27 protein-coding genes are annotated in these 21,321 nt (G+C 66.8%); 14 read left to right on the forward strand and 13 right to left on the reverse strand.

Annotated features, from left to right (window positions below; all coding sequences use genetic code 11):
- Positions 1–96: 96 nt before the first annotated feature.
- On the forward strand, positions 97–1,371 hold the full coding sequence (locus AACZ75_RS00100; RefSeq protein WP_339870491.1) for an EAL domain-containing protein: 1,275 nt from the start codon (positions 97–99) through the stop codon (positions 1,369–1,371).
- 60 nt (positions 1,372–1,431) lie between these two features.
- Positions 1,432–1,620, forward strand: coding sequence for a hypothetical protein (locus tag AACZ75_RS00105; protein ID WP_339870492.1), 189 nt, complete (start codon positions 1,432–1,434; stop codon positions 1,618–1,620).
- Here AACZ75_RS00105 and AACZ75_RS00110 read toward each other — a convergent pair.
- Positions 1,590–1,934 (reverse strand): glycine zipper 2TM domain-containing protein, encoded by a 345-nt coding sequence (locus AACZ75_RS00110; RefSeq protein ID WP_339870493.1) that lies wholly within the window; start codon positions 1,932–1,934, stop codon positions 1,590–1,592. The genes AACZ75_RS00105 and AACZ75_RS00110 overlap by 31 nt on opposite strands.
- Before the next feature lie 141 nt (positions 1,935–2,075).
- Positions 2,076–2,432, reverse strand: a complete 357-nt coding sequence (locus tag AACZ75_RS00115; RefSeq protein ID WP_339870494.1) for an endonuclease domain-containing protein — start codon at positions 2,430–2,432, stop codon at positions 2,076–2,078.
- A 625-nt stretch (positions 2,433–3,057) separates the two neighbouring features.
- Between AACZ75_RS00115 and AACZ75_RS00120 the strand changes: the two genes are divergently transcribed.
- From AACZ75_RS00120 to AACZ75_RS00135, 4 genes are read left to right on the forward strand one after another with little or no spacing between them, the layout of a single operon-like run.
- Positions 3,058–3,369 (forward strand): hypothetical protein, encoded by a 312-nt coding sequence (locus AACZ75_RS00120; RefSeq protein ID WP_339870495.1) that lies wholly within the window; start codon positions 3,058–3,060, stop codon positions 3,367–3,369.
- Complete coding sequence (locus tag AACZ75_RS00125) at positions 3,366–4,250, forward strand: TIGR01459 family HAD-type hydrolase (protein WP_339870496.1); 885 nt, start codon at positions 3,366–3,368, stop codon at positions 4,248–4,250. Before AACZ75_RS00120 ends, AACZ75_RS00125 begins: the two co-directional genes overlap by 4 nt.
- 38 nt (positions 4,251–4,288) lie before the next feature.
- Positions 4,289–4,741: a MaoC family dehydratase gene (locus tag AACZ75_RS00130; RefSeq protein WP_339870497.1), complete on the forward strand. Its 453-nt coding sequence runs from the start codon at positions 4,289–4,291 to the stop codon at positions 4,739–4,741.
- Position 4,742: 1 nt separating this feature from the next.
- A complete protein-coding gene (locus tag AACZ75_RS00135) occupies positions 4,743–5,714 on the forward strand; it encodes a bifunctional riboflavin kinase/FAD synthetase (protein WP_339870498.1) in 972 nt (323 codons plus the stop codon).
- A 10-nt stretch (positions 5,715–5,724) separates the two neighbouring features.
- On the opposite strand, the gene AACZ75_RS00140 is transcribed toward AACZ75_RS00135, so the two are convergent.
- From AACZ75_RS00140 to AACZ75_RS00150, 3 genes are read right to left on the reverse strand one after another with little or no spacing between them, the layout of a single operon-like run.
- Positions 5,725–6,123, reverse strand: a complete 399-nt coding sequence (locus AACZ75_RS00140; RefSeq protein ID WP_339870499.1) for a response regulator — start codon at positions 6,121–6,123, stop codon at positions 5,725–5,727.
- Between the two features lie 49 nt (positions 6,124–6,172).
- Positions 6,173–7,501: a dihydroorotase gene (locus tag AACZ75_RS00145; protein ID WP_339870500.1), complete on the reverse strand. Its 1,329-nt coding sequence runs from the start codon at positions 7,499–7,501 to the stop codon at positions 6,173–6,175.
- A gap of 20 nt (positions 7,502–7,521) precedes the next feature.
- Positions 7,522–8,481 (reverse strand): glycosyltransferase family 9 protein, encoded by a 960-nt coding sequence (locus AACZ75_RS00150; protein WP_339870501.1) that lies wholly within the window; start codon positions 8,479–8,481, stop codon positions 7,522–7,524.
- A 96-nt stretch (positions 8,482–8,577) separates the two neighbouring features.
- On the opposite strand from AACZ75_RS00150, the gene AACZ75_RS00155 reads away from it, so the two are divergent.
- From AACZ75_RS00155 to AACZ75_RS00165, 3 genes are read left to right on the forward strand one after another with little or no spacing between them, the layout of a single operon-like run.
- Entirely contained in the window at positions 8,578–9,372 is a 795-nt protein-coding gene (locus tag AACZ75_RS00155; protein WP_339870502.1) for a folate-binding protein, read from the forward strand.
- Complete coding sequence (locus AACZ75_RS00160; protein ID WP_339870503.1) at positions 9,369–9,956, forward strand: DNA-3-methyladenine glycosylase I; 588 nt, start codon at positions 9,369–9,371, stop codon at positions 9,954–9,956. The genes AACZ75_RS00155 and AACZ75_RS00160 overlap by 4 nt, the downstream gene beginning before the upstream one ends.
- Positions 9,953–10,573 (forward strand): ribonuclease HII, encoded by a 621-nt coding sequence (locus tag AACZ75_RS00165; protein ID WP_339870504.1) that lies wholly within the window; start codon positions 9,953–9,955, stop codon positions 10,571–10,573. The genes AACZ75_RS00160 and AACZ75_RS00165 overlap by 4 nt, the downstream gene beginning before the upstream one ends.
- Here the strand turns inward: AACZ75_RS00165 and AACZ75_RS00170 are convergent.
- The 3 genes from AACZ75_RS00170 to pyk are packed head-to-tail and all read right to left on the reverse strand — an operon-like array spanning position 10,570 to position 13,348.
- The gene (locus AACZ75_RS00170) at positions 10,570–10,809 is read right to left on the reverse strand and encodes a hypothetical protein (protein ID WP_339870505.1); all 240 of its coding nucleotides are present in this window, start codon (positions 10,807–10,809) and stop codon (positions 10,570–10,572) included. The genes AACZ75_RS00165 and AACZ75_RS00170 overlap by 4 nt on opposite strands.
- A 47-nt stretch (positions 10,810–10,856) precedes the next feature.
- On the reverse strand, positions 10,857–11,897 hold the full coding sequence (locus AACZ75_RS00175; RefSeq protein WP_339870506.1) for a DNA adenine methylase: 1,041 nt from the start codon (positions 11,895–11,897) through the stop codon (positions 10,857–10,859).
- 8 nt (positions 11,898–11,905) lie between these two features.
- On the reverse strand, positions 11,906–13,348 hold the full coding sequence (gene pyk, locus AACZ75_RS00180) for a pyruvate kinase (RefSeq protein WP_339870507.1): 1,443 nt from the start codon (positions 13,346–13,348) through the stop codon (positions 11,906–11,908).
- 173 nt (positions 13,349–13,521) lie between these two features.
- On the opposite strand from pyk, the gene AACZ75_RS00185 reads away from it, so the two are divergent.
- Positions 13,522–13,704, forward strand: coding sequence for a DUF3606 domain-containing protein (locus AACZ75_RS00185; protein WP_013269402.1), 183 nt, complete (start codon positions 13,522–13,524; stop codon positions 13,702–13,704).
- Between the two features lie 337 nt (positions 13,705–14,041).
- Here the strand turns inward: AACZ75_RS00185 and AACZ75_RS00190 are convergent, their stop codons facing one another.
- Positions 14,042–14,494: an Lrp/AsnC family transcriptional regulator gene (locus AACZ75_RS00190; protein ID WP_339870508.1), complete on the reverse strand. Its 453-nt coding sequence runs from the start codon at positions 14,492–14,494 to the stop codon at positions 14,042–14,044.
- 110 nt (positions 14,495–14,604) lie between these two features.
- On the opposite strand from AACZ75_RS00190, the gene AACZ75_RS00195 reads away from it, so the two are divergent.
- Positions 14,605–15,807 carry a methionine gamma-lyase gene (locus tag AACZ75_RS00195; protein ID WP_339870509.1) on the forward strand — a complete coding sequence of 401 codons (1,203 nt, stop codon included), beginning with the start codon at positions 14,605–14,607 and terminating at the stop codon, positions 15,805–15,807.
- Positions 15,808–16,896: 1,089 nt separating this feature from the next.
- Here AACZ75_RS00195 and AACZ75_RS00200 read toward each other — a convergent pair.
- Together AACZ75_RS00200 and AACZ75_RS00205 are read right to left on the reverse strand one after the other, a co-directional pair.
- Entirely contained in the window at positions 16,897–17,307 is a 411-nt protein-coding gene (locus AACZ75_RS00200; RefSeq protein WP_339870510.1) for a hypothetical protein, read from the reverse strand.
- Positions 17,308–17,401: 94 nt separating this feature from the next.
- Entirely contained in the window at positions 17,402–17,731 is a 330-nt protein-coding gene (locus tag AACZ75_RS00205) for a zf-TFIIB domain-containing protein (protein ID WP_339870511.1), read from the reverse strand.
- 420 nt (positions 17,732–18,151) lie between these two features.
- Between AACZ75_RS00205 and AACZ75_RS00210 the strand changes: the two genes are divergently transcribed.
- A complete protein-coding gene (locus AACZ75_RS00210; protein WP_339870512.1) occupies positions 18,152–18,811 on the forward strand; it encodes a Fe2+-dependent dioxygenase in 660 nt (219 codons plus the stop codon).
- Between the two features lie 118 nt (positions 18,812–18,929).
- On the opposite strand, the gene AACZ75_RS00215 is transcribed toward AACZ75_RS00210, so the two are convergent.
- The gene (locus AACZ75_RS00215; RefSeq protein WP_339870513.1) at positions 18,930–19,238 is read right to left on the reverse strand and encodes a hypothetical protein; all 309 of its coding nucleotides are present in this window, start codon (positions 19,236–19,238) and stop codon (positions 18,930–18,932) included.
- A 119-nt stretch (positions 19,239–19,357) separates the two neighbouring features.
- Between AACZ75_RS00215 and AACZ75_RS00220 the strand changes: the two genes are divergently transcribed.
- Together AACZ75_RS00220 and AACZ75_RS00225 are read left to right on the forward strand one after the other, a co-directional pair.
- Positions 19,358–19,765, forward strand: coding sequence for a hypothetical protein (locus tag AACZ75_RS00220; RefSeq protein WP_339870514.1), 408 nt, complete (start codon positions 19,358–19,360; stop codon positions 19,763–19,765).
- 448 nt (positions 19,766–20,213) lie between these two features.
- Positions 20,214–20,879: a 7-cyano-7-deazaguanine synthase gene (locus AACZ75_RS00225; RefSeq protein WP_339870979.1), complete on the forward strand. Its 666-nt coding sequence runs from the start codon at positions 20,214–20,216 to the stop codon at positions 20,877–20,879.
- On the opposite strand, the gene AACZ75_RS00230 is transcribed toward AACZ75_RS00225, so the two are convergent.
- Positions 20,794–20,982: a hypothetical protein gene (locus AACZ75_RS00230; protein WP_339870992.1), complete on the reverse strand. Its 189-nt coding sequence runs from the start codon at positions 20,980–20,982 to the stop codon at positions 20,794–20,796. The two genes, AACZ75_RS00225 and AACZ75_RS00230, sit on opposite strands and share 86 nt — an antisense overlap.
- Positions 20,983–21,321 lie beyond the last annotated feature (339 nt).

Below are 21,321 nucleotides of genomic sequence, written 5' to 3' on the forward strand. Positions count from 1 at the left end.
TCCAAGTGCACTCTAGGCGATACGCCCTGATACCCCGATACTCGGGCGATTCCATCCGGGAAGACGGGATTCGCCGTTCCCCGGTCTGGTGAACCGATGCGCACACTGACCACCATTATCCTGTTCTGCTTCTACGTCTTCGTGGCGATGACCGTCGGTGCCTTCCTGTGGCGCGCCGGTCTCGGCGCCGGCGCGGGCGTGGCGGCCACCTTCGGTACCCTGGGCCTGTTCGCCGCCGGCCACGGCCTGGTGACCGGCCGTCTGGCCCGCGTCGCCCTGACCCGCGAGGTCGAACAGGTGCGCGAGGCCCACCGCCTGCTGGCCGACGCGCTGGAGTCGACCCAGGGGGCCCTGACTGAACTGGCCAGGGCCATCGAGTCCGGGGCCCTCAGCAGCAATGAGGCCCTGTCCGACGAGGTCCGCATGCTGGAAACCCTGATCCAGCAGATGAGCCACAGCATCGACGCCCGCCTGTCGGCCCCGGCCCCGGCCGCCGTCGACAGCCACGAGGGCCGTCGTCACCAGCAGTCCAACGCCCTGCTGGCCACCATCCACGACGCCCTCAGCGAGAACCGCGTCGACCTGTATCTGCAGCCGGTCGTGTCCCTGCCGCAGCGCCGCACCATCTTCTACGAGAGCTTCACCCGCCTGCGCGATTCGACCGACCGGGTGATGATGCCGGCCGAATACCTGTCGGCCGCCGAGGGCGAGGGCCTGGTCCCCGCCATCGACAACCTGCTGCTGTTCCGCTGCGCCCAGATCGTGCGCCGGCTGGCCAAGCAGGACCGCAAGGTCGGCGTGTTCTGCAACGTGGCCCTGACCTCGCTGGGCGACGAGACCTTCTTCCCCCAGTTCCTCGACTTCCTCAGCGAGAACCGCGACCTCAACCAGGCCCTGATCTTCGAACTGGGCCAGGCCACCTTCGACGCCCGCGGCGCGATCGAGGCCCGCAACATGGCGCGGCTGGCCGACCTCGGCTTCCGCTTCTCGCTCGACAAGGTCCAGACCCTCGATCTCGACTTCGCCGACCTGCAGCGCTCCGACGTGAAATTCATCAAGGTCGCCGCCGACCTGCTGATCGAACAGCTGCTCGACCTCGACGGGGCCGCCCCCACCGCCGCGATGCGCGACATCCGCGCCGCCGACTTCGCCGCCCTGACGCGCCGCTACGGCGTCGAGCTGATCGCCGAAAAGGTCGAGAGCGAACGCCAGATCGTCGACATCCTCGAACTGGACGTCAGCATGGGCCAGGGCCATCTGTTCGGCGAGCCGCGCGCCATCAAGGAAGCCGTGTTGGCCGAAACCGACCCCCCCGCCGACTTCCTGCGCTCCACCCTGCGCAGCGCCGAACAACGCCGCCGGTTCGGGTAAAGGCCTGTTTTCTTTGCCGTCAAGCTGAAGCGATTTCCATTTCCACGGGTTATCCCTGGCATGGACCATTCAATCTCAGCCCAGGACTGCCGCCGGAAACTCTCGGACCTCATCCAGCAGGCCGTCCCCGAACCCGACCCCGAACGCCGTCAGGCCCTGATGGTGATGGCCGATCACTGGGGCGAGCTGCTGCGCCTGCGCAGCCCGTCGCCCGATGATCACCAGCGCCGGCCGTCGTCGCGCCAGTAGATGCGCTCGCGCCCGTAACGCCCGTCGCGGTTATAGCCGCCGAAGCCATAGCCGCACGGATCCTCCTCGGCCGACAGTTCCCGTCCCAGCAGGGCCCCGGCCGCCGCCCCGATCGCGGCCCCGATCTCCCGGTCCTCACTGCCGGCCACCGCCGCGCCGACCGCCGCCCCCAGCAGCGCGCCCGCCGCCGTGGCCCGCTCGCGGTTCTGGGCATAGTCGCGCTCGCACGCCGAGGCATAGCCGTCCGTCGTGGCACACCCCGCCAGCACCATTGTGCAGGCCGCCGCCGTCGTCAGTCCCGTCAGATATCGCATCGGTCTCTCCCTCAGCCCCCGCAGGGCTAACCCCCGAAGGCGGCGGGATGTTCCGGGGGGATTCGCGCCACCCACCTTCCTTCTCCCCTTGAGGGAGAAGGTGCCCCCGCAGGGGGCGGATGAGGGGTGAAACACCGCAACTCATTGGCGGCGCACCGCATGCTGCCGCACCGCGTCAAATAACAGGGCCGGATTATTCAGGATTGCCTCATTGGCGAAGCGCAGGACGGTGAACCCCGCCACGGCCGTCAGCCACTGATCCCGTCGCGCGTCGCGCTCGGTTCGCAGGGCGTGAACCCCGCCGTCCAGCTCGATGATCAGCTTCAGCGACGGACAACAGAAGTCGGCCACATAGGGCCCGACCGGCATCTGGCGGCGGAATTTAAAGACCTCCAACCGCCGGTTACGCAGCATGGTCCACACCGCAGCCTCGGCCATCGTCGGCTCCCGGCGAGAGCGGCGGGCGGCAGTTCGTGTACGCTCAGATGGCTTGAGCATGGCTGGAGACTAAACCGGAAGCCGCCGAATTTCACCCCTCATCCGACCCGCTACGCGGGCCACCTTCTCCCTCAAGGGGAGAAGGAAAATCCACCGCTACCTCCCCCGCAAAAATCCCCCTATCGCCCCTCCCCAACCCCCTGTTTCCCCACCCCTTCCCCAAAATCCCGCCCGAAAAACCCGCCCTGGTTCCAACTCGTGGCAGACTCCGCCGCATCCCGTCGATGGGGAGGGCGTCGGATCCACGCTGCTCGACGACGGCGGGCTGTGGCCGAGCGATGAAGCCGGGGAGAGGCATATCTCCGGGGGCCTCGCCGGGCGGGGACGGATCCCGCCCGCTTGCTCGCCGCGCGCCTTCGGGTCGCGACCGCTGTCGGCACCGACCGGCACGTCCGCCCCCTGTCCCGCCCGGCAACGGACGGGGCGGCGAGTCGCCAAGGCCCGAACAGGGCCGGCAGGCGACGGGCGCGTGGAAAACGGCCACGCGGGGCGCTGTGTCTCGTCGAAACGGTATTTCATCCTGCACCGGGCGAGCCCCGGTCGCCCCGCGCCCGCCCCGACCGTCCGGCCTTGCGCCCGACGGCACCGACCCGTGCCTGATCGCCACCAACCGCCGGAGCCTGCCATGCGCCCCCGCCGCCCCAGCCGAAGCGACCGCTACCGGGCCAACGTCTATGCGATCCAGCGCATCCGGCTCGAGGGACTGCTGACCGGGGCCTACACCCCGCGCTGCGACCGCGAGGCCATGTATCTGGACCTGCGCCGCCGCGGCGTCCGGGTCGCCGTCGACGACTTCATCCTGTCGCCCGCCCTGCTGCTGCTCGAGACGATGACCCCCGAACCGGACGCCGCCGCCGACACCGACGATCAGGCCGGCGACGACGAAGCCGACCACACCTTCACCCCCCCGTCCGAACCGGCTATCCCCCCCGGATGACCCTGCCGCATCCGCTCCCGCACCTCGCCGCCGTCGCCGACGCCTATGACATCCTGCTCTGTGACGTCTGGGGCGTGATCCACAACGGCCGCGAGAGCTGGCCCGACGCCTGCGAGGCCCTGGCCCGCTTCAACCGCGAGCCCGGCCCCAACGGCCCGCGCCATGTGGTGCTGATCTCCAACTCGCCGCGCCCGGCCTCGGACGTGGTCGCCCAGCTGGATGCCCTGGGGGTGCCGCGTGAGTCGTGGCACGCCTTCGTCACCTCGGGCGACGCCACCCGCATGGAGCTGGCCCGGCGCGCGCCCGGCCCGGCCTGGATCATCGGCCCCGCCCGCGACGGCATTCTGTACGAGGGCCTGGGCCTGCAAACGGTCGACACCGCCGCCGACGCCGCCTTCCTGTCGGTCACGGGCCCCAATGACGACACCGTCGAGACGCCCGAGGACTATCGCGAGCGGCTGGCCCCGGCCGTGGCCCGCGATCTGGAGCTGATCTGCGCCAACCCCGACCGGGTGGTCCAGCGTGGCGACCAGCTGATCTATTGCGGCGGTGCCCTGGCCGACCTGTACGACTCCATGGGCGGCCGGGTGACCATGGCCGGCAAGCCGTTCGGCCCCATCTACGCCCTGGCGATGGCCGAGGCCGAACGCCTGCTGGGCGCGCCGGTCAACCGGGCCCGCGTGCTGTGCATCGGCGACGGCGTGATCACCGATGTGCGCGGGGCCAACCAGCAGGCGCTGGACTGTCTGTTCATCGCCCAGGGCATCCACGGCGACGCCGCCCGCGGCCCGGACGGCAACCTCGACCCGGCCCGCGCCGCCGACCTGCTCAAGGCCGAGACCACCTTCGCCCGCTACGCCGCCCTCGATCTCGCCTGGTGACGCTCGCCAATTCACGCGCCGGAGGCTAACAGGGGCCGATGACCGAACAACATCCCTCCGGCGGCTACATCCTCGAAGAACTGTCCGTCGGCATGACCGCCGAAAAACAGGTCGAGATCACCGACGCCCGGATCCAGCATTTCGCCGAGGCCTCCGACGACTTCAATCCCGTCCATATGGACGAGGAATTTGCCTCAAAGACCGCCTATCGCGGCCGCATCGCCCACGGCCTGCTGTCGGCCTCGGTCGGCTCGGCCGTGGTCGGTACCATCCTGCCCGGGGCCGGGGCCATCTACCTCAGCCAGACCCTGGCCTTCCACAAGCCGGTGCGCATCGGTGACATCCTGATCGCCCGCGTCACCGTGGCCTCGGTCGATCCGGAGACCGCCCGCGTGGTCCTGACCGCCACCGGCCATGTCGGCGACGACCTGGTCATGGACGGCGAGGCCACTGTCCGTGTCCCGCGCCGGCGCCGCCCCGCCAGAACCTGAGATGGCGATCGAGGTCATCCGCGGCTGGCGCGACCTGTCCCCCGGGCAAAAGGGGGCCGCCGTCGCCATCGGGGCCTTCGACGGCGTGCATCGCGGCCACCAGGCGGTGATCGCCGCGGCCCGCGACGCCGCCCGCGCTCTCGACGCCCCCCTGGCCGTGGTCAGTTTCGACCCGCACCCGCGCCGCTGGTTCCAGCCCGACGCCGCCCCCTTCCGCCTGATGACCCCCGACCAGATGGCCCGCGCGCTGGAGCCGCTGGGCGTCGAGCGCCTCTATCTGCTGCCGTTCGACGCCGACATGGCCGCCATGTCGGATGAGGACTTCGCCCGGAAGGTGCTCGCCGGGCCTCAAGTAGCGCGAAGCGCGGTAGGCCAGACAGATGGGTTGGGTGTTCAGCACGCCGCCGTCGGATTCGACTTCACCTTCGGAAAGGGCCGGTCCGGCTCGCCCGAGGCCCTGCGCCGCTACGGGGCCGACCTCGGCTTCACCGTCTCGACCGTCGAGCGGCTCGACGACCCCAATGGTCTGAAACTGTCGTCCAGCGCCGTGCGCGAGGCCCTGCAGGCCGGCGACATGGCCCGCGCCGCCGCCATCCTCGGCCGCCCCTTCGCCATAACCGGCGAGGTCGTGCACGGCGACAAGCGCGGCCGCACCATCGGCGTGCCCACCGCCAACGTCCCGCTGACCGACTATATGCGCCCCGCCTACGGCATCTACGCCACCCGCAGTCGCCTGCCCGACGGCCGCGTCATCGACGGCGTCGCCAACCTGGGCATCCGGCCGATGTTCGAGACCGAACAGCCGATGCTCGAGGTCTGGCTGTTCGATTTCGACGGCGACCTGTACGGCCAGACGCTCGAGACCGACCTGGTCGCCCGTCTGCGCGGCGAGATGAAATTCGACGACCTCGAGACCCTGAAGGCCCGGATCGATGCCGACGCCGTCGCCGCCCGCGCCGTGCTCGCCGGCTAGCGGCGGGGCCTCAGCCGCCGGCCGGCGGTGGCAGGACCGCCGCGGCGGCCTCGCTCAGGGCCTGCCCGACCCGCGCCACCAGCTTGTCGGCGTCGAACGGCTTCAGCACATAGCCGCTGCCGCCGAGAAACATGACCTCCTGCAGCGTCGCCGGGCTGTTGTCGGCCGTCATCATCAGGATGGGCACCGTCACCCCGGCCCGCCGCAGCGCCGTCAGGGTGTCCAGTCCGCTGATTCCGGGCATGCGCACATCCAGCAGAATCAGGGCGGGCATCAGGGTCGGGACCGTCCCGATCGCCTGCGCGCCGCTGTTGACCGAACTCACCTTGTGGCCCGCACCGCCCAGGATCAGCGTGACCGCGTCGCAGATAAACGGGTCGTCGTCGACGATCAGGATTCGGGCGGTCATCGGGTCGCTCATCGCCGAACGCACCGCGCCGGACGATGCGCGCCGGTCACTACAGCGTTTCCTGGAACCGGACCGGCCGCCCGGCCGCCTTGCCGATCAGGGCCCCGTCGCGCATCACCGTCCGGCCCCGCACGATGGTCGCCATCGGCCAGCCGGTGGCCTCGAAGCCGTCGAACGGGGTCCAGCCGCAGCGGCTGGCCATGTCCGCGTGACGGATCGTCCGCTTCGCCTTCAGATCGACCAGCGTCAGGTCGGCGTCATAGCCCTCGGCCATCCGGCCCTTGCCGGCGATGCCGAACACCCGGTTGGCTCCGTGCGACGTCAGGTCGACGAACCGTTCCAGGCTCAGCCGTCCCTGGGCCACATGGGTCAGCATCACCGGCACCAGCGTCTGGACCCCCGGCATGCCCGAGGGCGAGGCCGGATAGGGCCGGGCCTTCTCCTCCAGCGTATGCGGCGCATGGTCCGAGCCCAGCACGTCGGCCACGCCCTGTTCGATACCGCGCCACAGCCCGGCGACATGGCTGGCGTCGCGGATCGGCGGGTTCATCTGCGCCAGCCCCTTCAGCCGCTCATAGGCCTCGGGCGCGGTCAGGGTCAGGTGCTGCGGCGTGACCTCGACCGTGGCCACGTCCTTGTTGTCGGCGAGGAAGGCGATCTCCTCGGAGGTGGTGACGTGCAGCACATGGATGCGCGCCCCGGTCTCGCGCGCCAGGGCCACCAGCCGCCGCGTGCTCATGATCGCGCTCTCGGCGTCGCGCACCTCGGGATGGCTGGTCCAGTCCCCGGCCCTGGCCAGCGGCCGCCGCTCGACCAGCCGGTATTCGTCCTCGGAATGGAAGGTCGCCCGCCGCCCGACATTGCGCAGCACCTCGCGCACACCGTCGTCGTCGGCCACCAGCAGGGTCCCGGTCGAGGCCCCCATGAACACCTTGACCCCGCAGCAGCCCGGCAGCCGCTCCAGCTCGCGCAGGAAGCGGGAGTTCCCATGGGTGCCGCCGATGTAGAAGGCGTGGTCCGTCCACATACGGTCCCGGGCCCGTACCAGCTTGTCGGCCAGGGCCTCCGGATCGGTGGTGCTGGGTTCGGTGTTCGGCATCTCGAACACGGCCGTGACCCCGCCCAGGGCCGCCGCGCGCGAGCCGCTCTCCAGATCTTCCTTCCACTCCAGCCCCGGCTCGCGGAAATGGACCTGGGTGTCGATCACCCCCGGCAACACGGTCAGGCCGGTGGCGTCGATGGTCTCGCCGGCCGAGGCCTGGGCCAGATCACCGACCACCACGATCCGCCCGTCGCGGATACCGACATCGGCGCGGCCGTGGCCGGCATGGTTGGCGACATCGCCGCCGCGAACGATCAGGTCATAGGTCTGGGTCATGATCTTCCCATACCCCGGGATCAGCGCGCCGTCTTGTCTGCCAGCAGCTTTCGCGCCGCCTTCAGCACCCGGTCCGCGGGCAGGTCCATCATGTGCTGGATCGCCTGGTTCAGATTGGGGTCGATGGCCCGGAACTCGTCGACCGTGCGCGGCCCCCTCACGGCAACGCCGCCCCATGGTCCGTGATGCGCCTCGTCGGACGGTCCGAACACGGCCACCGTTGGCACGCCTGCGGCCACCGCCAGCTGGGTCCAGACCGAATCGGCCCCGAGATAGAGATCGGCCCGCGACAGCGCCGCCGCCGTCTGCAGCCGTGTCAGCTTGCCCTGCAGTTCGATGACCCGGTCACGCGTGACGACAAAGCGGATGGTGTGGGCCGAATCCCGATCGATGTCCTCGCCGACGATCATCAGTCGCCCGCCCGCAAGCGGCCCGCCCTCGGCGAGCAACGGTCCCGCCACCTTGGAATAGCGTTCGGCAGGCCAGCGCTTGCCCATCCACTCGACCCCGGGTCCGACGGCCAGGATCGGGCCCGTCACCGGTCCGATCAGGGCATCCGCCGCCGCCCGGGTCTCGTCCCCGAAAAACAGCTTCGGAGCCGGAACCTCGTCCAGATGCATGATCCGCGCGGCCTGTTCGACCGCGTGCAGGCCAGGCAGGTCGGGGGCCCGGACCGCCCGCTTCTGGCGCTTCAGCCGGCCGGACAGGCTCGAGCCGCGCAGATCGACCACCAGACCCCATCGCGTCGACCGCACCCGGTTCCACAGCGCGACCCAGTCCCAGTGCCCCTCGCGGTCCAGCACGATCAGCGAGTCGAGCCGTGGTGTATCGGCGAACAGCGGCGCGCTGGCCGCCGATCCGACGATGGTGAAGCTGGCCTGCGGCACCGCCTCGACCAGATGTGCCAGCACACCCGACGACAGCAGCGCGGCCTCGGCCTCGGCCTCGGCGATATAGAGAATGGGAAAGCGGCCTGTCATCGATCCAGACTACAGAGATTCTGCATTTCCTTCACGATTGCTGTCGCGCGCCGAACACCCCTCGCCGGTCGCTCTCCGGCCCTCTATCCTGACGTAATGTCGACCCGTATCGCCCATCTTGCCAGCCGCGCCACTGTCCGCGTCTCCGGCTCCGACGTCCGCCCCTTCCTCCACAACCTGCTGACCCAGGACGTCGAGACCCTGCACCCCGGCGAGCTGCGCTTCGGCGCGCTGCTGTCGCCGCCGGGACGGTTGCTGTTCGACCTGTTCCTGCTCGGCCAGGACGATGGCGTGATCCTGGACGTCGCCGCCGATCGCCGCGAGGCCCTGATCCAGCGCCTGTCGATGTACCGGCTGCGCGCCGACGTCACGATCGCCCCGCTCGACACGCCGGTTATGGCCGCCTGGAACGGGAACGCCGCCGACTTCATTCCCGACCCCCGCCTGCCCGGTCTCGGCGGTCGGCGCTATGACGGCGCGGCCACACCGAATGCGACCGAGGCTGACTATCTGGCGCACCAGCTGGCAACCGGCGTCCCGGCCTCGGGTGACGCGGTTGTCGACAAGACCTATCCGATCGAGGCCGACTACGACCTGCTGCACGGCATCGATTTCCAGAAGGGCTGTTTCATCGGCCAGGAGACCACCTCGCGCATGTGGCGACGCGGTGCGATCCGCAACCGCATGCTGCCGATCACCTTCGACGGTCCGCCGCCCGCCTTCGGGGCCGAGGTGCTGAACGGCGAGCTCCGCGCCGGCGAGGTCATGACCGGCCAGGACGGCGCGGCCATGGCCCTGCTGCGCCTCGATCGTCTGGATGGCCCCCTGACCGTCGACGGCCGCCCGGCCAGCGTGCGCCGCCCCGCCTTCCTGCCGGAGGTTACAGCGTGAGCGACCCGTCGGGCCGGTGTGGCTGGTGCGGCAGCGATCCGCTCTATGTCGCCTATCACGACCAGGAATGGGGGGTACCCGAACGCGATGCCCGCGCCCTGTGGGAGAAGCTGGTGCTGGATGGCTTCCAGGCCGGCCTCGCCTGGATCACCATCCTGCGCAAACGCGACAGTCTGCGCGCCGCCTTCGACAATTTCGACCCGGAGATCGTCGCCCGCTACGGCGAGGCTGACCGTGCCCGGCTGATGGCCGATCCCGGTATCATCCGCTCCGGAGCCAAGATCGACAGCGCCATACGCGGGGCCCGGGTCTGGCTCGACATGCGTGACCAGGGCGAGGATTTCTCGGCCTGGCTCTGGTCCTTTGTCGACGGTCAGACGGTACAGAACCGGCCCGCCACTCTCGCCGATGTCCCGACCCAGACCCCGCAGTCGGAAGCCATGGCCAAGGCGCTGAAGGCGCGGGGCTTCAACTTCTGCGGCCCGGTGATCGTCTATGCCTTCATGCAGGCCACCGGCATGGTCAATGACCACCTGACCGGCTGCCCGCGCCACGCCGACGTCCGCGCGATGGCCGGCCGATGAGTGCCACCGGACCGACCCTGTCGCTGGAGATGCTGCTGATCGACAGCCACGGCGGCCCGGTCTGCGGGGTCGACGAGGCGGGACGCGGTCCCTGGGCCGGGCCGGTCTCGGCCGGGGCGGTCATCCTCAACCCCGACGACCTGCCCGACGGCATCGATGACTCGAAGGCTTTGAGCCATGCGCGTCGCGACCGTCTGGAGATCGAGATCAAGGCCCGGGCCGTCTGCTGGGCCGTCGGTTTCGCCTCGGTCGAGGAGATCGACCGCCTCAACATCCTGCAGGCCACGGGCCTCGCCATGCACCGGGCGGTGTCCGCTCTGGCAACCCAGCCCAGCGCCGCGCTGGTCGACGGCAACTATCGTTTCTCCCTGCCCTGCCCGATCCGCACCGTGGTCCGCGGCGACAGCCTGTCACTGTCGATCGCCGCAGCCTCGATCCTGGCCAAGACGGCGCGCGACCGGTTGATGGTCGATTTGGACGCCCAATACCCCGGCTACGGCTTCGCGGGGCACAAGGGCTATCACGCGACGTCGCATGTCGCAGCGCTGAAGGCGCTGGGCCCCTGCCCGGCGCACCGCCGGACCTGGGCCCCGATCCGGGCGCTTCTGGAAATCTAGATGTGCAGGGCCCCGCCGACCATGGCCCCGAGGATGGCGGCAACCAGGCCCCCGGCGCTGATCACCACCCAGTCAGGCAGGCTGGACAGGATTTCAGCAAACGTCGACTCTTCGGCCAGGCGCTGACCGGACACCCGGTCCTCGACCGGGTGTCGCTCACGCCAGGCAAAGGCGTTGTAGTCGTCCACGTCACCGGCGCGGACGGGATGGACGGGAGGGCAGGATGGATGTTCCATGCGGTCCCAACGGCCGGAGCGCCCTGTCCGTTCCCTCTAGCGGTGGATCAGGCGGCATCGGCCAGCACCACCGGCTGTGCCGTGACCACGAACAGATACTCGACATTGCGCAGCCGACCGACGGCCCCAACCTTCTCGCCCTTCAGATTGTGGATGCCGATGCGGGCCCCGACATAGCGGGGCCGGGCGATCTCGATCACCTGGACATGACCGCGCGCCGACAGCATTTCGACCAGTTGCTGGCGTGACAGATAGCCTTCGTCGTTGAACGACACGATCAGATTGGGCGCGGCCAGCGACCCGACCACCGAGGCCAGGGCCGGGGCGATGCCCGGCTTGCTGTTGAACGGGCTCTTGCGGGTCTTCACGTCGATCCGCTTGTTGGCGATGCCGTAGGTCTCGAGCTTGTCCCACAGCACCAGACTCTCCCAGCAGTGATAGTTGCCGATATAGGAATGCTGGTTGTAGGGCGGATCCAGATACACCAGATCGGCCTCGATCTGGCTGGCGATCTCGACCGCATCGCCGCGGGTCGCCTTGCACGGGCCCGCCGCGACACCCGGCAGGACGTCAGGCATGCGCAGCGTCAGCGGATTGAACGCCCGCGCCGCCCACGACTTCATATAGGCCATCTGCACACCGGCGGTGGAATCGACGCGGTCCGCCGCCTCCATCAGCGAGACCAGGGCGATGGCCTTCAGCTCGGGCTCCAGCCCCATGGCCTCGATCCGGTCGCGCATCGCGTCGATCCGGGCCCCGTTGTCCGGATGGAAGAAACGCGCGTCCTCGCAGAAGCTGCGGGTGAACCAGCCGGCCTCGGGCGGTACCGTTCGCAACTCGGCCAGGATGCGTTCCGCCCGATCCGCCCAGCGTTCGCGATCGGCCTGGACATAGGCCGTGGCCAGGGTGTGGGCGTAGGCATTGTGATCATTGGACCAGACCCGGAAGCCCTGCCCCTTCAGGGCATGTCCGACCCGTGCCGATCCGGAGAACAGGTCACAGACCGTACCGCCGTCCGGCAGCAGGCGGCGCACCGCACCCGTGACATGGCCCAGCAATGCCCGCTTCGAGCCGATGTATTTGATCATTCGGTCCGTCAGGTCTTCCGGGGGCGTTTGCCCTTGGCCGGAGCATGCGCCAGTCGCAGCAGATTCGCAGCCCCCGGCGCACCGAAGGGCGTTCCAGCCAGAACCAGGATGCGCTGGCCAGCCTCGGCCAGACCGTATTCCATGGCGCTGTCCACGGCATCCTCGGTCACATCTTCCAGCGAGGTCGGCTCCTTGCCCAGCCTGGACTCCAGCCCCCAGACCAGCGCCAGCCGCCGCGCCGTGTCCGGATTGGGGGTCAGCGCCAGGATCGGCTGAAGCGGGCGCTCCCGGGCCATGCGCCGGGCCGTGCCGCCAAGAGTGGTGAAGACGACGATACAGGCCGTCGACTGGGCCTCGGCCGCCTTGCGCGCCGCCGCGACCAGGGCGTCGGCGTCGAAATCATCAATCCCGGCGTGTTCGGCGTCCATCAGACTGGGCCAAACCGGGTCGCGTTCCACCCGTTCCATGATGCGATTCATCATGACCACAGTCTCCAGCGGGTAGTCGCCGGAGGCCGTTTCGGCCGACAGCATCAGGGCGTCGGCCCCCTCATAGACGGCATTGGCGACGTCCGAGGCCTCGGCACGCGTTGGCGTCGGGGCCTCGGTCATCGACTCCAGCATCTGGGTGGCGACGATCACCGGCACACCACGCTGGCGGGCGGCGCGGATAATCTGCTTCTGGGCCACCGGCACATCCTCGGGGTCCAGTTCGACGCCCAGGTCGCCGCGCGCCACCATGACGCCGTCGCAGTAGTCGAGAATGCTCTCGAGATCGGCCAGGGCGGCCGGCTTCTCGATCTTGGCCAGGCAGGCCGCCTTGCCGGCGACCAGTCGCCTCAGCTCGGCCATGTCCTCGGCCTTCTGTACAAAGCTGAGCGCGACCCAGTCGACGCCGATGCGCAGGGCGAAGGCCAGATCCTCGCGATCCTTGGGCGTCAGGGCCGAAACCGGAATGATGGCCTCCGGCACGGCCACGCCCTTACGGTCACTCAGCTTGGAGCCGCTCTCGACGGTGACGTCGGCCCATTTGTCAGTGCGTTCGCCGACGCGCAGCCGCACCCGACCATCATCGAGCAGCAGCAACATCCCGGTCCGAAGCGCCTTGAAGATTTCCGGATGCGGCATCTGCACCCGCGTCTCATCGCCAGGAGCCGGATCAAGGTCGAAGCGCATCTTGTGGCCCGGCTTGACCGAGATCTCGACATCGGCAAATCGCCCCAGGCGCAGCTTGGGCCCCTGCAGGTCGGCCAGCACGCCCAGCGGTCGCCGCAATGCCGCCTCCGCTCCGCGCACAGCCTTCAGCGCCGCCGCATGATCGTCGTGCGAACCGTGGCTGAAATTCAGCCGAAAGACATCCACTCCCGCCTTGGCCAGGGCCTTGACCATGGAAGGCGACCGGCTGGCGGGTCCCAGGGTCGCGACGATGCGGGCACGGCGGGCTCGGTTCATGCTAATTCTGTCGGCCAGTGGGTTGGGGCCCTGTTGTGCCAATGAGTCCCGGTCAGGTTAAACCCCCAGCGCTCATCGAAACACGAAGTTATGCGAATTGACCGGAGGCGCGGGGTTCGCATCGCCCGGTGTTCGGCGTAGGTCCCTGTAGACGATCACAGGGAGACGCCGCCATGGCCGGCCTCAAGGACAAGCGCGGCTTCATCGACAAGGATCGGCTTGACCTGTCCGAGCGTCAGGCTGTCGAATACTGGATGAAGCGATGGGGCGTGACCCGCGACCAGATCACCGCCGCCCATCGCAAGGCCGGCCGGATGGTCAAGGACATCGCCGCCGAGCTGGGCAAGAAGCGCTAGGACCGGACGGTCGGTCGTTCGATGATCAATGATGCGGGTTGATTTAGGAATGTATTCCTGCTACGATAGTGATCATCGCGCCCCACATCCGGGCGGTCGGGGTCGACTGGCTTCGCATCGGTCTTTGAAAACCAGATGAAGGACGTGGCGACCTCAGCGGCGTTCCGCGGGACAATTTCCGATAATCTGGCACGGTTTTCCGGTGCCGACCGACAGGACGTCAGTCAGGTGCAGGATTCAAAACACTTTTCTTCGTCGACAGATTGGCAGGGTTGGCACCCTGAATTCGCAAAACCCTGCCAGGGTGTTGCCGGGTCACAGGCACCCCACCCCGCTTTCACATCGGAAACACCCGGGTCTGTTTGACCACGCCATAGGCGAAGCTGGTGTCGATCGAGGCCACGCCCGGAATGGCGTGAATGCGCCGCCGGATGAAGTCCTCATAGGCCTCCAGGCTGGCGACGACGACGCGCAGCAGATAGTCGTCGCCCCCGGCCAGCAGATAGCAGTCCAGCACCTCGTCGATGCGGGCGACATGATCGTCGAAGGCCTTGACCACAGACTCAGAATGCCGCTCCAGCCGAATGCGGATGAAGGCGGTGATAGGCAGGCCGCAGGCCTTCTGGTCGACGAGGGCGGTATAGCCGGTGATCACCCCCGCGGCCTCGAGGTTGCGGAGCCGCCGCAGACAGGGCGAGGGCGACAGGCTGACGCGCTCGGCCAGGTCCTGGTTGCTCAGACGTCCGTCGGCCTGAAGCGCGCGAATGATCTGTCGGTCCTTGTCGTCCACACCACCACTCCGATTGGCATATTGTGCCAACCATACCCGATCCGGCGGCGCAGTTCGCATGATAATGCGGCGTCAATTGATACATCATGGGGCAGTTCAGGAGTTCCCCGATGATCGACACCACAGCCGGCTTCGCCACGCGCGCCATTCATTTCGGCTATGAGCCCCAGGACGAGCATGGGGCCCTGACCCCGCCGATGCACCTGTCATCGACCTTTGCCTTCGAGACGGCCGAAGCGGGCGGCGAGATGTTCGCGGGCACCCGGCAGGGCCATTTCTATACCCGGGTCTCCAACCCGACCAACGAGTTGCTGGAGCGTCGCCTGGCGGCTCTCGAAGGGGCCGAGGCCGGTCTGGCCGCCGCCTCGGGCATGGGTGCCATAACCGCGGTGATGTGGACCTTCCTGTCGCCCGGCGACGAGGTGATCACCGACAAGACCCTGTATGGCTGCACCTTCTCATTCCTGCGCGACGGCCTGTCGCGGTTCGGCATCACCATCACCCACGTGGACCTGACCGACCCCCAGGCCCTGATCAATGCGATCGGTCCGAAGACCCGGATCGTCTATTTCGAGACCCCGGCCAATCCGAACATGCGGCTGGTGGACATCGCTGCAATCTCGACCATCGCCCGGGCCGCCGGCGCGCGCACCGTGGTCGACAACACCTATGCCACCCCGTTCCTGACCCGGCCGATCGCGCTGGGGGCCGACATCGTCGTTCATTCCGCGACCAAATACCTGGGCGGCCACGGCGACCTGATCGGCGGCCTCGTCGCCGGCAGCGCCGAAGACATGAGTGAGGTCCGCATCGTCGGCATCAAGGACATGACCGGGGCGTCAATGTCGCCGTTCAATGCCTTCCTGATCCTGCGTGGCCTCAAGACCCTGCAGATCCGGGTCGAACGCCACTGCCGCAGCGCCATGGAGGTGGCCCGTTATCTGGAAGCCCACCCGGCCGTGACCGTGGTCCACTATCCGGGCCTGGAAAGCTTCCCCCAGCACGAACTGGCCAAATCACAGATGGCGGATTTCGGCGGCATGATCGCCTTCGAACTGAAGGGCGGCATGACCGCCGGGGTGACGATGATGAACCGGCTCAACCTGATCCGCCGCGCGGTCTCGCTGGGCGATGCGGAAAGCCTGGTGGAACACCCGGCCAGCATGACCCACGCCACCTACACGCCCGAGGAACGGCTGGCTCACGGCATTTCGGACGGTCTGGTGCGCCTGTCGGTGGGGCTCGAGGATGTTGCGGACATCCTGGCCGACCTGACCAATGCCCTGCCCGAACAGCTTGACGTCGCCGCCTGACCCGCGGGCCGGTCCTGGCGAAACGGCCGCGATCCAAGGATTGGTGCGAGCGGCGGGGGTCGAACCCGCATGACCGAAGTCGAGGGATTTTAAGTCACACACGCCAGTACCAAGATATTGATACTCATCATGTTTCTATCACACACTACTAGGATGTGTAAGGTTCTGTGTAAGTGAAAGGTGCGCTTGGCGCGCTGAACCGTATCGGCGGTCGGTCCAGCTTTGTCCTGGCTGCTTTGCGCCAGGACCAGACATTCACTGAGCGCCGGAAACACGACATTCAGCCATGCCGTCTGAGCCTGGGAGCGTCCGCTTTTCGGTCCGATGCCTTTGGCCGCTACCGACCCATTGCGGACCTTATCGGCCTCCGGCACGCTCGACCAATGCGCGCTCTCGCATTTCTCCTCTTTGTCGCGGTTTCGGCAGCGGCCTGCGCTGAGAACAAGCCCGTAGACAACCGCCGGGTCGTATCGGACGAGGAATTTGTCCGCTCATTCATTTGGAGCCGGGTTCCGGCAGATGGATGGGCATCATCGCCAACTTTGGTAATCGCCCGAAGGGACGGGCTGTATCCAGCGGCACCAGATGTTGAGGTCGCCCTGGCCTGCCTTCCGGATGGCAGTGTCAGCGTATCGGGAAACGCCTATTCGGTAGGCACAGATGTTGGCGGTCCGCCTGACGTCGTTCCGCGCTTCAGCCTGCAGAGCGACGTCGTCTCTTTGTCGGGTGAGCCGATTTGGGAACACGGCAGCTTCTCGAAGCACGCCCATTTCATCCTAAGGCCTACCCCATATCAGCTTTCCGAACTCATCCGTGGCGACTGGTTTGAAGTGGGCAGCATATTCGCCGATGGCAGCGGCACGGTGCGATACCCCGCCCCACCGCGAACGCTCAATATCCCGTTCCTACAAGACTGCGTAGACGCACGGAGAGTCCGCTGACCACCCGTGGAGGACGTCGGGAAGGTACGCTTTCGGCGAGGACGCCAACAGCTGCTACCAACCCAGAACGGACGTCGGCGGCCGGGGCCGGAAGCCTTACTGGTTATGCGGACTTCGCAGGAACCGCATCATCAGAGGTGCACGCTGATCATTGTGCGCTTTCGCCTGCGCTTTGCCCGGTGATCGAGATGCATCGTTGCTGGGTGCTCTGTCCGCCTGGCTCGGTGCGCGGCACGAGACTGACGGCTTGACCGCCAGGACCGTAGGTCGCGAGCCATTGGCAGCCGGTCTGCAGGTCGGTCAGCACGAACAGGTTTGCCTCGGCGGTCTCCGTCTTCGTGAACGTCGCCCCTAGGGCAGCATTCCGAAGAGCCCCGACCGGGTCGTCTACCGCGCCCTGTATTTCGGCGGCGCGGGCGTTGATGCTGTCACCGGTCGTGCGCGCCGCCTTCGCGGCTTCCTCGATTTCCTGCAGGGCGGAAGTGTCCAGAGGCTCACAGGCGGCGAGCCCCACCCCTACTGCCAAGGCAAGAAGTGTGGTTCGGATCGTGGGGATCATCTACAAATCCTAGTCGAAGCTCCGCCGCAGCTAACGGGAGAGAGCGGAGCTTGGGTGCTAATGTTTCTGAGCAAGCGCCTGGGTGCCGGGCAGTCTAGTCGAAGATGTCGAAGAGCGACCCGCGCCGCTTCTTATGACCACCGTAACCGTAGCCGTGTTCGCCCCGCTCTCCTCTTTCTCCACGTTCGCCGTACTCGCCTCGCTCACCATGGTTGGTGTTCCACGTCTGCGGTCCCGGACCAGTTGCGTATGGCGCGGCTTGCTGGGGGGGCGGTGCATCTTGCGCCCCTGCAGCCATCAGCTTCTCCAACTCGCCGCGGTCGAGCCAGACGCCGCGGCAGTTGGGGCACATGTCGAACTGGACGCCGGCGCGGTCCACTGTCTGCATGGAGCCGTTGTCGTTTGGGCAAAGAAGCAAAGGCATCGTCAGGTCCCTTCGGAAGCGTGAGAGGCGCGATGATGGAGAGCAGGATCGGGCCTCGGTGAACATTGCGCGTCCGACATCGCCATAAACGGCGCAGAGGCCGGTCAGGGCCAGAGGGGCCCGGTCCGCAAGGTGAAGATAGTTGCGTAGCCGTCTTGTGGCAAGCGTTGCCTGCAAGACAACTCACCGCGTGAGCAGCCTCAAGAAAGTTCTGCCAGCAAGGCGCCGCCGCCGATACTGCCGCTCGACCCGATGAAAGCTCAGGTGACGACAGACCCCACGATGGGCTACATATAGTCTGGCGCGAACCAGTTACTATCGACTCAGGTTGGGACCTCGCCCAACTTCGCCGCTGATTAAACGTTCGCGGGCACGGCAGAAGGCTGCTGCCAGCCGCGGCGGAACTCGAAGGGGGGGCAAATGTTCGTCATTGATGACGCCCTGAGCCAAACCGAACTGACTGCGATCCGTGATGTGTTGGAAAGGGTCCCGTTCAGCGGTGGCGAAAGCACGGCGGGCAAAACTGCGGCCAGGGTAAAGCATAACGAACAGGCGCGGGGCGACGACCCGGAGGTGATTGCGCTGGGCCGGCGGGTCAGGCGCTCCCTTGAGATGCACCCCTTGATCCGGAGCTTTGTCCGGCCTGTCCGCTGGAGCAGCCTCCTATTCTCACGATACCGGCCCGCCCAGCACTACGGGCTGCACGTAGACAACGCGGCCATGTACGATTCCGCAGGCTACCCGCTGCGAACGGACGTCAGCTTCACAGTTTTCTTGTCTGATCCCGAAACCTACGAGGGAGGCGCGCTGCTGATCCGGAGCCTCAATGAAGATAGGGACTTCCGGCCCCGCGCAGGCTCGGTTGTCGTATATCCAACCGGTGCCGTGCACCGGGTGACGCCGGTAACTGCCGGGGTTCGCTTGGCCTGCGTCGGCTGGGTCCAAAGCCTGATCCGCAGGGAGGATCAGAGGGAAGTGCTCTTTGATCTGGAACGCCTACGCATCGATACCGCAGACGAAGCGTCTTTGGTGCTCGACAAGACCATCGGCAACCTTCTCCGAATGTGGGGAGAAGATTGAAGGGCCGCCGCGCGGATAGCCCGCCACCTTTAGTGTTGTCACCACCAGACGACTGTCCCCGCGCTCCACTGCCACAAGCTCGGTGCCCCACATGCAGACCCCCGATACTCAGGCGCTATCATGGCTCGGTCCACCCGCGGGTGCGCAGTTGCAATTCCTCGCTGGGGTCCGATGAGAACCCCAATACGACTGTGCCGCGACCGGATGCCGGTAGATAGTCGATGATAGCCGAAGCGTTTTCACCGCCGATCATGCCCTCGATCTCGACCTGCGCTGCCGTCTCGCCACCGACATTGCGGGCCTCGATCTCAGCCAGCCATTGGCCTTGCGATGCGCGGGTGTCTGTCAGTCGAAGCTGGATGTCCGCCCCCTGGATGGAGGTACTGGCGCGAATGAGGATGATCGCAAGGCAGGCCAAGACCAGCATCAATCCCAAGCCGCCCATGGTCCATGCGACCCATGGAGGGGTCGGCTGTCCGGACGGTTTGCGCGAACGTTTTAATTCAGATGTGTTGGAGCGGGGTGCCGCCAAATAACCTGCAGGGCGTGATCTTCGTGAAGGCCCCGTCGGATGACCAAGTCATCTTAAACCTTGTGGAGGTCTACGCCGACTCAGAATTCACAGAGGCATGTGAGACGCACCGCGAAGCAATCCCAGGTTTCTCGTGGGGCATCGGGAAATACGGCGACTCGCAGTTCGAGATCGTTTTGGACATTGAGGCTCTTGGCACCGATGAGGTCCTCTCGTACGGGGGCTTTTCCAGCACTGTCGAGGACCTTGCGGCGCTGGCGCTTGGCCACGCACCGAGTTCAGACGAATTGGAACTGTTTGAATTGACGATGGCAAAGGCAGGAATTCGGCCGGGCCCCTGGTGGCTGAGCGCGGATGGGACACGCCGGGTTCTAAATCGGCTGGCACCTCGCTTGGCCGAACTGCGAGCAAACAAGAAATAGCGCTCTTCAGTCTTCCCTGCGGCGCTGTCGGACCTTGGTATCGCAATAGGACTCGGACTCTCGGCAGGCCGATTTCGCACTGTAGATATCGGTCTGGCTGTACGCCAACGGCATCTTTCTTTGCGGCGGGCACGCCCAGGAGGAGGTCAAACATCTGCACCGCCCCTTGCCAGCTAGACCCCTCAAGATTCTCGCCTTTGGGGCGCGCCAAGACTACACTGTCCCGGTCCGCGGCTAGCGTCGGCCGCGGTTCGAAAGGACAGTGATGGCAAGCGGCGAGTACGTGAAATGAGGCCGCCCCGGTTCCAGCGGGCCGCTGGCCTGACGCCATCCGAGCGCCTCCTCGCTGAGATCGCGGATCGGTCCTTCCTGAAACTTTGGACCTATCCCAACCCGTACAAGGAGCTGAACCGGGAGCTGGCGGACCTCATCGTCGTGTTTGGCGATGATGTGCTGCTGTTTTCCGACAAAGGCGGCGCTTATCCAGAGTCTGGCGATCAGACCTTGGATTGGACGCGCTACTACCGAAGCGCGATCACGCAATCCGCTGCTCAGCTTCGCACGGCGGAGCATTGGATTCGGCGTAGTCCCGACAGGGTCTATCTCGACGTCCGATGCACCGAACGCTTATCCGGACTGCCGGGACGACACCATCAAGGCCCTGCAGGTCGCCCTGAATCTCGGTATGGAGAGCCGACTGGTGCTCGAGACGCCGCTGATGTGGATCGACAAGGCCCAGACCTGGGCGCTCGCCGATGACCTCGGAGGCGCGCCGCTTGTCGAACTCATCCGAAGCGAAACCCTGACCTGCTACCAGGGGGACATGGCCAGCCACCGATTACATTCGCGAGCATCGCGGCGACAAACCGCTGCTTTACGCCGCAGGTCGAGGCGTCTCCAGCATTCTGCGGTCCATCGAAGACCATCTCTCCCAGGCGTAAGCAGTCCACCGACGGGTCCAAAGAGGATCTCCGCCCTGTACGGCGACCGCATGCGCATCGCCGTCGCGTCGAGGGTCAAGCCCTGTCTTAGCCGGCCCGCCGCTTCATCACGTGGTCAAGGCGCGCGATGGCCGCCCTGGCCTCTTCGATCGCTACCCGCACGGCGCGACTGAACTGGATGAAGGCCTCGGTCCGCTTGGGCGTGAGTAAAAAGCCGGCGGCTTCCAAGGCATTGCATACCGGCTTCGGCAGCAGAGCTTTCGGCTGCGACTGCACGCCTAACTCCAGCCATCCGCCATCGATTGACCCCAGTAGCGATAACCGGGCGCCGGACCCGCGTCGGCCGCGGATAGGCCCGGCGTGGCCCCATCTGGTCGACCGTCAAGCCGCGAGCGATCATCAGGTCAGAGACGTCCAGCGTGGCTGATCCCTTGTAGCGTGGCGAACACCGAGCCTCTCAGCGTGTCTGGACGCTCAGGCGTCTACGGGGAATGGGTCACCCCTACCTTGGTCGCCTTCGAAGCCAAAAATCTTGACGAGTGAGACCTCGGCTCCGACCACCACTGCTTCACTTGCCAACGACGGCTCCGGTTCAAGTTGCGGACCTCCCGAGAG

The sequence above is a fragment of the uncultured Brevundimonas sp. genome (assembly GCF_963975535.1).
Lineage (GTDB): Bacteria > Pseudomonadota > Alphaproteobacteria > Caulobacterales > Caulobacteraceae > Brevundimonas.

Coding starts and splice junctions, on each gene's coding strand:
- pyk (WP_339870507.1), bottom strand. CDS start 13,348: ATGAACCGAGCCCGCCGTGCCCGCATCGTCGCGACCCTGGGACCCGCC.
- AACZ75_RS00175 (WP_339870506.1), bottom strand. CDS start 11,897: ATGATCAAATACATCGGCTCGAAGCGGGCATTGCTGGGCCATGTCACG.
- AACZ75_RS00105 (WP_339870492.1), top strand. CDS start 1,432: ATGGACCATTCAATCTCAGCCCAGGACTGCCGCCGGAAACTCTCGGAC.
- AACZ75_RS00140 (WP_339870499.1), bottom strand. CDS start 6,123: ATGACCGCCCGAATCCTGATCGTCGACGACGACCCGTTTATCTGCGAC.
- AACZ75_RS00130 (WP_339870497.1), top strand. CDS start 4,289: ATGACCGAACAACATCCCTCCGGCGGCTACATCCTCGAAGAACTGTCC.
- AACZ75_RS00145 (WP_339870500.1), bottom strand. CDS start 7,501: ATGACCCAGACCTATGACCTGATCGTTCGCGGCGGCGATGTCGCCAAC.
- AACZ75_RS00170 (WP_339870505.1), bottom strand. CDS start 10,809: ATGGAACATCCATCCTGCCCTCCCGTCCATCCCGTCCGCGCCGGTGAC.
- AACZ75_RS00115 (WP_339870494.1), bottom strand. CDS start 2,432: ATGCTCAAGCCATCTGAGCGTACACGAACTGCCGCCCGCCGCTCTCGC.
- AACZ75_RS00150 (WP_339870501.1), bottom strand. CDS start 8,481: ATGACAGGCCGCTTTCCCATTCTCTATATCGCCGAGGCCGAGGCCGAG.
- AACZ75_RS00165 (WP_339870504.1), top strand. CDS start 9,953: ATGAGTGCCACCGGACCGACCCTGTCGCTGGAGATGCTGCTGATCGAC.
- AACZ75_RS00195 (WP_339870509.1), top strand. CDS start 14,605: ATGATCGACACCACAGCCGGCTTCGCCACGCGCGCCATTCATTTCGGC.
- AACZ75_RS00125 (WP_339870496.1), top strand. CDS start 3,366: ATGACCCTGCCGCATCCGCTCCCGCACCTCGCCGCCGTCGCCGACGCC.
- AACZ75_RS00225 (WP_339870979.1), top strand. CDS start 20,214: ATGTGCTGCTGTTTTCCGACAAAGGCGGCGCTTATCCAGAGTCTGGCG.
- AACZ75_RS00215 (WP_339870513.1), bottom strand. CDS start 19,238: ATGCTGGTCTTGGCCTGCCTTGCGATCATCCTCATTCGCGCCAGTACC.
- AACZ75_RS00210 (WP_339870512.1), top strand. CDS start 18,152: ATGTTCGTCATTGATGACGCCCTGAGCCAAACCGAACTGACTGCGATC.
- AACZ75_RS00200 (WP_339870510.1), bottom strand. CDS start 17,307: ATGATCCCCACGATCCGAACCACACTTCTTGCCTTGGCAGTAGGGGTG.
- AACZ75_RS00205 (WP_339870511.1), bottom strand. CDS start 17,731: ATGCCTTTGCTTCTTTGCCCAAACGACAACGGCTCCATGCAGACAGTG.
- AACZ75_RS00120 (WP_339870495.1), top strand. CDS start 3,058: ATGCGCCCCCGCCGCCCCAGCCGAAGCGACCGCTACCGGGCCAACGTC.
- AACZ75_RS00135 (WP_339870498.1), top strand. CDS start 4,743: ATGGCGATCGAGGTCATCCGCGGCTGGCGCGACCTGTCCCCCGGGCAA.
- AACZ75_RS00100 (WP_339870491.1), top strand. CDS start 97: ATGCGCACACTGACCACCATTATCCTGTTCTGCTTCTACGTCTTCGTG.
- AACZ75_RS00110 (WP_339870493.1), bottom strand. CDS start 1,934: ATGCGATATCTGACGGGACTGACGACGGCGGCGGCCTGCACAATGGTG.
- AACZ75_RS00155 (WP_339870502.1), top strand. CDS start 8,578: ATGTCGACCCGTATCGCCCATCTTGCCAGCCGCGCCACTGTCCGCGTC.
- AACZ75_RS00185 (WP_013269402.1), top strand. CDS start 13,522: ATGGCCGGCCTCAAGGACAAGCGCGGCTTCATCGACAAGGATCGGCTT.